This is a genomic window from Micromonospora rifamycinica (assembly GCF_900090265.1).
Taxonomy (GTDB): Bacteria; Actinomycetota; Actinomycetes; order Mycobacteriales; family Micromonosporaceae; genus Micromonospora; species Micromonospora rifamycinica.
The window spans coordinates 6,331,172-6,343,285 of record NZ_LT607752.1; the positions used below are offsets into that span (position 1 = coordinate 6,331,172).

Below are 12,114 nucleotides of genomic sequence, written 5' to 3' on the forward strand. Positions count from 1 at the left end.
CACGAACGGCCGGAACCAGCCGCCCGTAGCGGCGATGATGGGCGGGTGGGGGAGGACCGAGGCACCAGCACCGGCACGACGACCCAGACCCAGCCGCGGCGGGTCGCGGGCTCGGGGCGTACCACCGACCCGCCCGCAGCGCTGGCCGGGCTGGGACCGGCCGGCGGCCTGGCGGCGCTGCGCGGCCTGCTGGCCCGCCCGCTGGCCTCCTACTACCTGCTGCTGTCCAGCGCCGGCCTGCTGCTGCTGATCGGCCTGACCATGGTCTTCTCGGCCACCAGCGTGCGCGACTACGCCGAGGCCGGCGACGCGGCCGCCTCGGTCACCAAGCAGGCGATCTTCGCGGTGATCGGCATCGTCGCGTTCTGGGCCTGCCAGCGCCTGCCGGCCAGCACCTTCCGTTCGCTGGGCCGACCCCTGCTCGGGGCCGCGGTGGTGCTGCTGCTGGTGCTCAACCTGCTGGTGGCCCTGGACGCCCTGTTCGGGCTGGCCTCCCTCGGGCCGCTGCGGGCCAACCTGCTCTGGCTCTATCTCGGGCCGATCCAGGTGCAGCCCGCCGAGCTGGCCAAGCTGGCGCTGGTGCTGTGGGGGGCGCACGTGATCGCCCGCAAGGGCGCCGCGCTCGGCTGGTGGAAGGAGCTGGCCACCCCGCTGTTCCCGGTGGTCGGCCTGCTCTTCGTCCTGGTCGGCTACAACGACCTGGGCAGCATGCTCTGCCTGCTGGCCATCGTGGTCGGCCTGCTCTGGGCCGCCGGAGTGCGGTTGCGGGTCTTCGCCGCGCTCTCCGCGGTCGGCCTGGCGGGGATCGGACTGCTCGTCGCGGTGGCCTCGCTCGGCGCCGGATCCGGCGCACGCGGCCAGGAGAACTACCGACTGGCCCGGCTCACCTCGTTCCTCGACACGCCCGACCCGGCCAAGTGCGTCGAGGACGCCTGCTGGCAGATGGTGCAGGCCCGCAACGCCATCGAGCACGGCGGCTGGTTCGGTGTCGGGCTGGGCAAGAGCAGCGTCAAGTTCGGCTGGCTGCCGGCCGCCCACAACGACTTCATCTTCGCCGTCATCGCCGAGGAGTTGGGCGTGGTCGGCTGCACCGTCATCCTGGTGCTCTTCGCCGTGCTCGCCTACACCGGGCTGCGGATCGCCCGCCGGGTCGCCGACCCGTTCCGCCGGCTCGCCGCCACCGCCGTCACCGCCTGGCTGGTCGGCCAGGCGGTGATCAACATCGGCGGGGTGACCAAGCTGCTGCCGCTGACCGGGGTGCCGCTGCCGTTCATCTCCGACGGCGGCAGCGCGCTGGTCGTGACCCTGGCGGCGGTCGGCATGCTCGCCTCCTTCGCCCGCGCCGAACCCGACGCGGCCCGCGCCCTGCACGCCCGTCCGCCCGCCCGATGGGTCCGACTAGTCTGGGCCCCGTTGCCGCCGCTTCCCGGCGCGCGGAGCCGACCGGCGCCGCCGTCGGCTGCCCCGGGGTCCGTGCCCCGGGCGCGCGGGCGGCGACCCGACGATCAGGCCGCACCGCGCGGCGTCCGGCAGGACCGGACCCGGGGCGGGACGGCGAGCGAGAGGAGACGCTGATGGGTCCGCTGCGTTCGGTGGTGCTCTGTGGAGGGGGCACCGGTGGGCACATCTACCCGCTGCTCGCCTTCGCCGACTGCCTGCGCCGACACGACCCGGGCGTCCGGATCACCTGCCTCGGCACCCCGAAGGGGCTGGAGAACGAGCTGATCCCGCCGGCCGGCTACGACCTGCGGCAGATCCCGGCCTACCAGCTGCCCCGCTCGGTCAACATGGGCCTGGTCCGCACCCCGGACCGGATGTGGAAGGCGGCCCGCGCCGCCGGCAAGGTGATCGACGAGGTCGCCGCCGACGTGGTCGTCGGCTTCGGCGGGTACGTCTCGGTGCCCGGCTACCTGGCCGCCTGGCGGCGGGAGATGCCGATCGTCATCCACGAGGTCAACGTCCCGCCGGGGGTGGCCAACCGGCTCGGCATGAAGTTCACCAAGAACCTCGCGGTCGGCTTCCCGCACCAGCCGGCCCAGTCCGAGGTGCTGCGCGACGCCCGGGTGGTCGGCGTGCCGCTGCGCCGGGGGATCGCCGGGCTGGACCGCAACGCCATGCGTGCCGCCGCCCGCGCCCACTTCGGACTCCGCCCCGACCTGCCGGTCCTCTTCGTCGCCGGTGGTTCGCAGGGGGCCCGGTCGATCAACCTGGCGGTCTCCGGCGCGGCCAAGGAGCTGGCTCGCAACGGGGTGCAGGTGCTGCACGTGATGGGCGCCCGCAACGAGCCGGTGCCGGTCCCGACCGACCTGCCGGTGCCGTACGTGGCGCTGCCCTACCTGTCCGAGATGGAGCTGGGCTACGCCGCCGCCGACCTGATGCTGGCCCGGGGCGGGGCGATGACCTGTGCCGAGGTGGCCGCCATCGGGCTGCCCACCATCTACGTGCCGTACCCGCACTCCAACCAGGAGCAGAAGCGCAACGCGCTGCCCGTGGTGGAGGCCGGCGGCGGGCTGCTCGTCGACGACGCCGAGCTGACCCCGGCCTGGCTGGAGCGCACCGTGCTGCCCCTGCTGCGCGACCCGCAGCGGCTGTACGCCATGGGTGCCGCCGCCGCCGGGTACGGCCGCCGCGACGGCGACGTGGCCCTGCTCAACTTCGTCTACGAGGCGGTGGCCCGGTGAGCCGGTCCACCGCGACGGGAAGGTACCTGGCATGAACACCGTGCAGTTCACCCCGGCCGGCACGCTCACCGCGGAGGACCTGGGCCGGATCCACCTGATCGGGGTGGGCGGGGTCGGGATGAGCGGCCTGGCCCGGCTCTTCCTCACCCGGGGCCTGCCGGTCTCCGGCAGCGAGCTGCGTGAGTGGCCGTCGCTGGCCGGCATGCGGGCGCTGGGCGGCACCATCCACATGAGCCACGAGGCGGCCAACCTCGACGGGGTGGACACCGTGGTCTACTCCTCGGCCATCGGCCAGGACCACCTGGAGATGGTCGAGGCCCGCCGGCGCGGGCTGCGGGTGCTGCACCGCTCCGAGGCGCTCGCCGCGGCGATGACCGGCCGCCGGACGGTGGCGGTGGCCGGCACCCACGGCAAGACCACCACCACCTCGATGGTGACCATGGTGCTCCAGCAGGCCGGGGTCGACCCGTCCTTCGTGATCGGCGGGGAGATCTCCGAGGTGGGCTCGGGGGCGCACCACGGCACCGGCGAGCACTTCGTGGTCGAGGCGGACGAGAGCGACAGGTCGTTCCTGATCTACCGCCCGTACGTGTCGATCATCACCAACGTCGAGGCCGACCACCTGAACACCTACGGTGACCTGGCGACCCTGGAGGCGGCCTTCGCCGAGTTCGCCCGGCTCACCGACCCGGCCGGGTACGTCATCACCTGCGCCGACGACCCGGGCGGGCGGCGGCTGGCCGAGACGCTGCGCGCCGAGGGGCGGCGGGTCTGGACGTACGGCGAGGCGGCCGACGCCGACCTGCGGCTGTCCGAGATGGCCTCGTCCGCCCAGGGCGTGCGCTACCTGGCGGCCCTGGACGGCCGTTCGCTGGGGGAGATCCGGCTGCCGGTGCCGGGACGCCACATGGGCCTCAACAGCGCCTCGGCGGTGCTCGCCGCCCACCTGCTCGGCCTGCCGGTGGCGGCGGCGGAGGCGGCCCTGGCCGCCTTCCCGGGCGTGCGCCGGCGCTTCGAGCGCAAGGGCGTCGCCGACGGCGTGCTGGTGTATGACGAGTACGCCTACCACCCGACCTCGATGACGCTGGCCCTGCGGACGCTGCGCGAGGTGGCCGGCGACGGCCGGCTGATCGTGGTCTTCCAGCCCTACCGGCTGTACCGGACCCGGGACCTCCAGGCGGAGATCGCCGCCGCCCTGGCGATCGCCGACGAGCTGGTGCTGCTGGAGGTCTTCGGCCCCGGTGAGCTGCGCCAGCCGGGTGAGGGATCGGCGGCGTTGCTGGCGGCGGTGCCGCTCGACGACGCGCACAAGGTCTTCGTGGACTCGCTCGACGACGCGCCGGTGGAGGTGGCCCGCCGGGCCCGCCCCGGCGACGTGGTGGTGACGATGGGCGCTCCGCCGATCTCGCTGCTGGGCGATCAGCTGCTCGACGCGTTGACCGCGCGATGATCGCGCGGTTCCCCCGGCGCGGCCCGGACCGCGGCGTCCGGGCCGGGAGCGCCGCCGGTCCGCCCGTCGGGCACCCGGTGGCCGGTCCGGACGGCGCGACCGCCGGTAGCGGATGAGTCCGGGTCCGGCGCGGGGCCGTGGCACCGGCACCGACGGCGGCGGTTCCCGGCGGGGTCCGGTCCGGCGCTGGCAGCTCGTCCGGGCGGGCAGCGACGCGGTCCCGCCGTCGACCCGGCGGTTCATGGCGCGGGCCCGGCAGCGGCGGATGCGGGCCGCTCTGCCCTGGGCGGTGGTGGCCGGGGTACTGGTCCTCGCCGGCCTGGTGGCGTGGGCGGTGCTCGGATCCGGCCTGTTCGGGGTGCGTGAGGTCCGGGTGGAGGGGGCGCGGCTGGTCACCCCGGTCGAGGTGCGTGACGCGGCGGGGGTGCCGGACGGGATGCCGCTGGCCCGGGTGGACCTGGCCGCGACGGCCCGGCGTATCGGTGGCCTGGCCCCGGTGGAGCGCGCCACGGTCCGCCGGGACTGGCCCGGTGCCCTGGTGGTGACGGTGGTGGAGCGGACCGGGGTGGCGGTGGTGCCCCGGGACGACCGGTTCGTGGTGATCGACCGGGCCGGGGTGGTGTTCCGCACGCTGGCCCGGCCGCCGGACGGGCTGCCGGTGGTGCGGCTGGCGGCTCCGGGACCGGACGATCCGGGCACCCGGGCGGCGTTGCAGGTGCTGGCCGTGCTCACCCCGCAGCTGCGGGCCGCCCTGGTCGAGGTGACCGTCGAGGGACTGGCCCGGATCGGGCTGACCCTGCGCGACGGGCGGGCGGTGGTGTGGGGCGACGCGACCCGGGGCGCGGACAAGGCGCGGGTGGCGACGGCGTTGCTGGGTCGGAAGGCCGACACGATCGACGTGAGCGCGCCGGACGTGGTGACCCTCAGGTGAGGTCCGTGGTGGACGTGAGTCGCCCCGCACCCGGCGGCGACACGCCGGTGGGGTCCTTGGCTCTCGGCGTGGGGGCGCTTACGTTGCCCCGAAGAGGATCAGTGGTTGACATAACTCTAAGCCTCTAGTAGAGGGTTAGGGTTCAGCTCTGATCCTCGCTGGTGAAAGCTCCTCGACCACCGGTCTGGGCCACGCCGTACCGGGGCAGTGCGAGCCAATCTCGAAGGGAAAGGACCGGAGATGACACCTCCGCACAACTACCTGGCGGTCATCAAGGTCGTCGGCATCGGCGGCGGCGGCGTCAACGCCGTCAACCGGATGATCGAGGTTGGGCTCAAGGGCGTCGAGTTCATCGCGATCAACACCGACGCGCAGGCGTTGCTGATGAGTGACGCCGACGTCAAGCTCGACGTCGGCCGGGAGCTGACCCGGGGGCTCGGCGCGGGCGCCAACCCGGACGTCGGCAAGAACGCCGCCGAGGACCACCGCGACGAGATCGAAGAGGTGCTCAAGGGCGCCGACATGGTCTTCGTCACCTGTGGCGAGGGGGGCGGCACCGGCACCGGCGGGGCGCCGGTGGTGGCCAACATCGCCCGCAAGCTCGGTGCGCTGACCATCGGTGTGGTCACCCGTCCGTTCTCCTTCGAGGGCAAGCGCCGCCAGGTGCAGGCCGAGTCGGGGATAGACGAGCTGCGCAACCAGTGCGACACGCTGATCGTCATCCCCAACGACCGGCTACTGGCGCTGGGCGACCGCGGCATCAGCATGATGGACGCCTTCCGCACCGCCGACCAGGTGCTGCTCTCCGGCGTCCAGGGCATCACCGACCTGATCACCACGCCGGGCCTGATCAACCTCGACTTCGCCGACGTCAAGAGCGTGATGAGCGGGGCGGGCAGCGCGCTGATGGGCATCGGTAGCGCCCGGGGCGAGAACCGGGCGGTCGAGGCGGCCGAGGCGGCCATCTCCAGCCCGCTGCTGGAGCAGAGCATGGACGGCGCCCGGGGGGTGCTGCTCTCCATCGCCGGCGGCTCCGACCTGGGCCTGTTCGAGATCAACGACGCGGCGCAGCTGGTCACCGACGCGGCCCACCCGGACGCCAATATCATCTTCGGCGCGGTCATCGACGACGCGCTCGGCGACGAGGTGCGGGTCACCGTGATCGCCGCCGGCTTCGACGGCGGGACGCCCGCGTACAAGGCGGTCGACTCGCCGCGCAAGAGCAACCAGAACCAGCCGACGACGCAGACCCCGACGGTCACCGCGCCGGCCACCCTGCCGCCGCCGCAGCAGACGCCGCGCCGGGTGCTCTTCGACGACGTCGACGTGCCCGACTTCCTCAAGAACGGCTCCTGAGCCGCCGATGACGAGCAGCTCCGTGGCCGGTCCCGCGGCCCCGCCGGTGACCGGCGGTCCCCGTGCGGGCCGCGTCGTCGCGTCGTCGCCCGGGCGGACCGGCCGATGACCGGTCCCTCCGGTCCGGACCGCCGGGCCGAGCTGGCGGCCGGGCTGGCCGCGGTACGGACCCGGATCACCGGGGCGTGCGCCGCGGCCGGCCGGGATCCGGCCGGGGTGACCATGATCGCGGTGACCAAGACCTACCCGGCCGGTGACGCGGTCGCGCTGGCCGGGCTCGGGGTCGTCGACCTGGGGGAGAACCGGGACCAGGAGGCCGCGCCGAAGGCGGCCGAGGTGGCGGCGGCGGGGGTGACCGCCCGCTGGCACTTCATCGGCCAGTTGCAACGCAACAAGGCCCGGTCGGTGGTCCGCTACGCCGACGTGGTGCACTCCGTGGACAGTGCCCGGTTGGCCCGGGCGCTGGCCACCGCCGCCGAGTCCGGTCGGGACCGTCCGCTGGAGACGCTGGTGCAGGTCAGTATCGACGGCGACCCGGCCCGGGGTGGTGCCCTGCCGGGCTCCACCGACCCCGACCGGGGGCTCGACCCGGTGGCCGAGGTGCTGGCCGGGGCGGAAGCGCTGCGGTTGGCCGGGCTGATGGCGGTGGCGCCGCTGGGCTGGGAGCCCGAGCGGGCGTTCGCCCGGCTGGCCGAGGTGGCGGCGGCGTTCCGGGCGCGGCATCCGGCGGCCACCGCGCTCTCCGCCGGGATGAGCGGTGACCTGGAGGTGGCGATCGGGTACGGGGCGACACATGTCCGCGTCGGCAGCGCGTTGCTCGGAATGCGTTCCACGCTGCGGTAGCCTGACCCCGGTAGAAGCAAATTACATCAGTGTTGTTCAGGAGCGGCGTCCCGAGGTCGGGGGCCACGACGGGCGAGCCGCGAATCGCGCGTCGGGGGATCGTCGCTCCGATCCGGTGGGCAGGGACGTCCACTGGCGACACGGCACGGGGGTGCGTGCCGCACGGCGGACGGAAGGGCGCGGGATGGGTGCACTGCGCAAGGCGGGGGTCTGGCTCGGGCTCGTCGAGGAAGACGACGAGCGCGGCTACGACGAGGGCTACGACAAGCCCGGCTACCGCGAGTCGCGGTACCGGTCGAGCCGGTACTCCGAGGAGTTCGCCGACGACGACGAGGACGATGCCGAGGAGCCGCCGGCGCCGCGTCCCCGGCTGGGTGACCGGGGCCGGCTGGCCGACCGGTCCAGCCGGGCGGTGGAGGCCGACCGCGCCGACGACGAGCGGGCCGAGCGGTCGGAGCGGGCCGAGCGGGCCGAACGTTCGGAGCGGACCGAGCGGGCGAGCGTCCGGTCGATCACCCGGTCGACCGGTGCGGATACCTCGGGCGCGTTGAGCTACCACACCCGGGACAATCTGGCCCTGGCGCCGCAGGCCTCGCCCCGGGAGCGCCCGGTGGTGGCCGAGGAGGAGCAGCGCTACCAGATCACCACGCTGCACCCGACCACCTACCGGGAGGCGCGGACCATCGGCGAGCACTTCCGCGACGGGGTTCCGGTGATCATCAATCTTACCGAGATGGACGAGGCGGACGCCCGCCGACTGGTGGACTTCGCCGCCGGGCTGGCGTTCGGGCTGCGCGGTACGATCGAGCGCGTGACCAACCGGGTGTTCCTGCTCTCGCCGGCCAACGTCCAGGTCACCGCCGAGGACAAGGCCAAGATCGCTGAGGGCGGCTTCTTCTCCCTGAGCTAAGTCCACCCGAACGAGGGACGTCGCCTACCGTGTTGTCGATCATGTTCCAACTTTTGTACCTGATTTTGTACCTCTTCCTTATTGTGCTGTTGGCCCGATTCGTTCTCAGTGCGGTCCTCCAGTACGGTCGTCGGTGGCAACCGGGGCGTGGCGCGTCCGCCGGACTCGAGTCCGTGTGGAGCGTCACGGATCCGCCTCTCAAGGCGTTGAGGCGGGTGATCCCCCCACTGCGAATTGGTACCGTGAGCATCGACCTGGCCTCCCTTGTGCTCCTGGTTATCCTGTTCGTGCTGATGAGGTTTGTGTTAGATCCGCTGATCAGGAACTTCTCCTGACCAGCGCGCGCTTTCGCGGCCGCAACTGACCCGAGGAGTTTCGATGCCGCTGACACCGGCCGACGTGCACAACGTCGCCTTCAAAAAGCCGCCGATCGGCAAGCGGGGGTACGACGAGGAGGAGGTCGACGCCTTCCTGGACGAGGTCGAGCGGGAGCTTGCCCGTCTGATCGAGGAGAACAACGAGCTGCGCGCCCAGGTGGAGCGCGGCGGTCGTGGCGGGGCCCCTGCCGGCCCCGGCGGCGACGCCCGGCTCGCCGCCGAGCTCAACGACGTCAAGGCCCAGCTCGACCGGGTGCAGCGCGACAAGGCCGCCGCCGAGCAGGCCGCCCGTGCGATGCAGGCGGAGCTGGAGCAGGTCCGCACCACCGGCGGCCCGGCCGTCGGCGGCGACGGCGAGCAGCAGGCGCTGCGGGTGCTCATGATGGCCCAGCGCACCGCCGACGACCACGTCTCCGACGCCCGCCGCGAGGCCGACCAGCTGCTCTCCGAGGCCCGTTCGAAGGCCGAGGAGGTCACCCGGGAGGCGCGGGCCAAGGCCGACGCGCTGGAACGCGACGCCCGTCAGCGGCACCAGGAGGCCATGGGCGGCCTGGACGCCAAGCGGACCGCGTTGCAGAAGCACATCGAGGAACTCAAGCAGTTCGAGCGCGAGTACCGCACCCGGCTCAAGGCCTACCTGGAGAGCCAGCTGCGCGACCTCGACGGTCGGGGTCAGGGCCTGGAGGCCGAGATGACCCGTACCGAGGGCACCCGTGCCGTCGGTGGCAACGGGCTCGCCGCGGCGAGCCTCGCCGGCTCGTACGGCGGCAGCCGCTCCGGCGCCCTCGAAGCCGGCCGCTGATCCACGTCGGCGGCCGTCCCCCGACGGCCGCCGACTTACCCACGACGCGGCGGGGGTGAGCTGTGCTAGTCGCCAGTCTGCTGCTCATCCTTGTCGCGGTCGCCCTGCTGGTGTTCGGTCTCGTCGACGGCTCCAGCACGCTGTTGACCAGTTCCATCGCGGCCAGTCTGCTGGCCGCCGTCGCACTGGTGGCCGGTGCCCGCCAGGCAGCCGCCACCAGGGCGAGGGCGGCGGAGCGGGCCGAGCAGGGTGAGCACGCGGGTGCGCCCCGCGCCACCGCCCCGCCGGCCGCGTCCGCGCCGTCGGAGGTCCCGACGACGTACGTTCCGACGACGATCGGTGCCGGTGGCGTCGGGTGGCGGCAACCACCCGGCCCGCCGGTGGCCGACGATCCCGTCGTCCTCTCTCCCCGCCCCGACGCCGGGGCCTGGGAACCCGAGGCGGAAGCCCCGTGGGATCCGGTCGTGGTCCCCGAGCCGGCGGGGCCGACCGGTCGACCCCCGGCGACCGGTCCCGTCCGGTACGCCGCCGACCCCGACCCCGTCCCCTACGCCGCCGAGGACACCGACCCCGACCGGTACGACGACCTTCCCGTCGATGCCTCCCACGCCGACCGGCAGGTGGACGGCCCGGACGACCCCGCGCCGCCCTGGGAGCACCCGGCCGACGCCTCGTCGCCGTGGGAACCACCGCTGCAGCGCGTCCCGCCCGCCGACGCCGCCCTGGTGGCCCAGCTCGACGACGAGGTCCGGGTCGTCGACGGGCATCCCCGCTACCACCTGCTCTCCTGCGCCCACCTGATCGAGCGGGAGCACGAGCCGCTGCCGGTGTTCGAAGCGATCTCGCTCGGCTTCACCCCGTGCGGCCTGTGCAACCCGGACACCGCCCTGCTCGCCGACACCTACCCCCGCTGAGGCCGGCGTCGATGCCCATGGACACGCTGACCGTGGCGGTACGGGTCAAGCCCGGCGCGTCCCGGCCCAGGGTCGGCGGCTGCTTCGCCGGCCCGCACGGTCCCGCCCTGGTGATCGCGGTGACCGCCCCGGCGGTGGACGGGCGGGCCACCGAGGCGGCCCGCCGGGCGCTGGCCGGCGCGCTGGGCGTCCGGCCGGCGGCGGTGGCGCTGCGGACCGGAGCGGCCAGCCGGGACAAGCTCTTCCTGGTCGACGGTCCGCCGCCCGGCCTGACCGAGCTGCTGGGGCGGCTACGCGACGGATCGGCCGGGTGACGGCGCCCGGGGTGGGGCGCCCGTGACGCCGGGGTTGGACCTGGCCCTGCTCCTCGGAGCGGCCGTGTTGCTGGTGGCGGTCGGTGCGGTGCGGTTCTCCACCCGGCTGGGCGTACCGAGTCTCCTGGTCTATCTGGCGCTCGGGGTGGCGATCGGCGAGGCGGGGCTGGGCATCCGGTTCGACGACGCCGAGCTGACCCGGGTACTCGGGTTCTGCGCGCTGATCGTGATCATCGCAGAGGGCGGGTTGACCGCGCGGTGGAGCACCCTGCGCCCGGTGCTCGGCCTGGCCGGCGCGTTGTCCACGGTCGGGGTGCTGGTCAGCATCGTCGTGGTCGGCCTGGTGGTGCACCTGCTGCTCGGGCTGGACTGGCGGTTGGCGCTGCTCTACGGCGCGGTGCTCTCCTCCACCGACGCGGCGGCGGTCTTCGCCACCCTGCGCCGGTTGCGGCTGCCGCCGCGGCTGGTGGCCACCCTGGAGGCCGAGTCGGGCATGAACGACGCCCCGGTGGTGATCCTGGTGGTGCTGCTGTCCCGCAGCGGCCCGGTGGAGCACCCGTGGTGGTTCGAGGTCTTCCTGGTCGGCTACGAGCTGGGAGTGGGCGCGGTGGTCGGGTTGGCCGTCGGGCTGGCCGGTCGGTTCGCGTTGCGGCGGGCGGCGCTGCCCTCGTCCGGGTTGTACCCGATCGCCGCGGTCGGCTTCACCGTGCTGGCGTACGCCGCCGGGGCGGTGGTGCACGCCTCCGGCTTCCTCGCCGTCTACGTGGCCGGGGTGCTGCTGGGCAATGCCCGGCTGCCGCACCGGCAGGCCATCCTGGGGTTCGCCGACGGGCTGGCCTGGCTGGCCCAGATCGGGCTGTTCGTGCTGCTCGGCCTGTTGGCCACGCCGGAGCGGCTGCACACCGCGCTGGTTCCGGCGGTGGTGACCGGGTTGGCCCTGCTGCTGCTGGCCCGGCCGGCGTCGGTGCTGGTCTCCGCGTTGCCGTTCCGGGTGGGTCTGCGTGAGCAGGCGTTCCTGTCCTGGGCCGGGCTGCGCGGGGCGGTGCCGATCGTGCTGGCCACCATCCCGCTCTCGGCCCGGGTGCCCGGGGCGGACCGGCTGTTCGACGCGGTCTTCGTACTGGTGGTGATCTTCACGGTGCTCCAGGCGGGCACGCTCGCGCCGGCCGCCCGGCGGCTGCGGGTGACCGCGCCGGCCGAGCTGGCGGAGATCCGGGTGGAGACCGCGCCGCTGGAGCGGATGCGGGCGGACCTGCTCCAGTTGGAGGTGCCGACGGGCTCCCGGCTGGCCGGGGTGCACGTCGACGAGTTGCGGCTGCCGGTGGGTGCGTCGGTGACCCTGGTGCTGCGGGACGGGGTGGGCTTCGTGCCGGGTACGGACACCCGGCTCAAGACCGGCGACAGTCTGTTGATCGTGGCGACCGCCGGGGTGCGCGACGAGGCCGAGCGCCGGCTGCGGGCGGTCAGCCGGCGCGGTCGGCTGGCGAGGTGGTTCGGCGAGTACGGCGAGGATCGAGACGGTTGACCTGCTAGTCT

12 protein-coding genes and 1 pseudogene are annotated in these 12,114 nt (G+C 73.8%); all 13 read left to right on the forward strand.

Annotated elements, in window-relative coordinates; all coding sequences use genetic code 11:
- Positions 1–168 precede the first annotated feature (168 nt).
- The 13 genes and pseudogenes from GA0070623_RS26890 to GA0070623_RS26945 all read left to right on the forward strand — a co-directional run bounded on the left by GA0070623_RS26890 (position 169) and on the right by GA0070623_RS26945 (position 12,103).
- The gene (locus GA0070623_RS26890) at positions 169–1,575 is read left to right on the forward strand and encodes an FtsW/RodA/SpoVE family cell cycle protein (protein ID WP_089004373.1); all 1,407 of its coding nucleotides are present in this window, start codon (positions 169–171) and stop codon (positions 1,573–1,575) included.
- Positions 1,575–2,681, forward strand: coding sequence for an undecaprenyldiphospho-muramoylpentapeptide beta-N-acetylglucosaminyltransferase (murG, locus tag GA0070623_RS26895; protein ID WP_067301806.1), 1,107 nt, complete (start codon positions 1,575–1,577; stop codon positions 2,679–2,681). The genes GA0070623_RS26890 and murG overlap by 1 nt, the downstream gene beginning before the upstream one ends.
- Positions 2,682–2,712: 31 nt before the next feature.
- Positions 2,713–4,131 (forward strand): UDP-N-acetylmuramate--L-alanine ligase, encoded by a 1,419-nt coding sequence (gene murC / locus GA0070623_RS26900; RefSeq protein ID WP_067301802.1) that lies wholly within the window; start codon positions 2,713–2,715, stop codon positions 4,129–4,131.
- A gap of 112 nt (positions 4,132–4,243) precedes the next feature.
- Positions 4,244–5,062, forward strand: a complete 819-nt coding sequence (locus GA0070623_RS26905; RefSeq protein ID WP_067301799.1) for a cell division protein FtsQ/DivIB — start codon at positions 4,244–4,246, stop codon at positions 5,060–5,062.
- A gap of 240 nt (positions 5,063–5,302) precedes the next feature.
- On the forward strand, positions 5,303–6,418 hold the full coding sequence (gene ftsZ, locus GA0070623_RS26910; RefSeq protein WP_067301796.1) for a cell division protein FtsZ: 1,116 nt from the start codon (positions 5,303–5,305) through the stop codon (positions 6,416–6,418).
- Between the two features lie 105 nt (positions 6,419–6,523).
- Positions 6,524–7,261, forward strand: coding sequence for a YggS family pyridoxal phosphate-dependent enzyme (locus GA0070623_RS26915; protein ID WP_067301792.1), 738 nt, complete (start codon positions 6,524–6,526; stop codon positions 7,259–7,261).
- A gap of 184 nt (positions 7,262–7,445) precedes the next feature.
- Entirely contained in the window at positions 7,446–8,171 is a 726-nt protein-coding gene (locus GA0070623_RS26920) for a cell division protein SepF (protein ID WP_089004193.1), read from the forward strand.
- A 29-nt stretch (positions 8,172–8,200) separates the two neighbouring features.
- Positions 8,201–8,506 (forward strand): YggT family protein, encoded by a 306-nt coding sequence (locus GA0070623_RS26925; RefSeq protein WP_067301785.1) that lies wholly within the window; start codon positions 8,201–8,203, stop codon positions 8,504–8,506.
- A gap of 43 nt (positions 8,507–8,549) precedes the next feature.
- Positions 8,550–9,350 (forward strand): DivIVA domain-containing protein, encoded by an 801-nt coding sequence (locus GA0070623_RS26930; RefSeq protein ID WP_067301781.1) that lies wholly within the window; start codon positions 8,550–8,552, stop codon positions 9,348–9,350.
- Between the two features lie 62 nt (positions 9,351–9,412).
- A pseudogene (locus tag GA0070623_RS31730) lies at positions 9,413–9,593 on the forward strand (hypothetical protein); the annotation flags it as partial.
- 92 nt (positions 9,594–9,685) lie between these two features.
- On the forward strand, positions 9,686–10,264 hold the full coding sequence (locus GA0070623_RS31735) for a hypothetical protein (RefSeq protein WP_407938013.1): 579 nt from the start codon (positions 9,686–9,688) through the stop codon (positions 10,262–10,264).
- An 11-nt stretch (positions 10,265–10,275) separates the two neighbouring features.
- The gene (locus tag GA0070623_RS26940) at positions 10,276–10,578 is read left to right on the forward strand and encodes a DUF167 domain-containing protein (RefSeq protein ID WP_067301775.1); all 303 of its coding nucleotides are present in this window, start codon (positions 10,276–10,278) and stop codon (positions 10,576–10,578) included.
- Positions 10,579–10,600: 22 nt separating this feature from the next.
- Positions 10,601–12,103, forward strand: a complete 1,503-nt coding sequence (locus tag GA0070623_RS26945) for a potassium/proton antiporter (RefSeq protein WP_067301772.1) — start codon at positions 10,601–10,603, stop codon at positions 12,101–12,103.
- Positions 12,104–12,114: the final 11 nt, after the last annotated feature.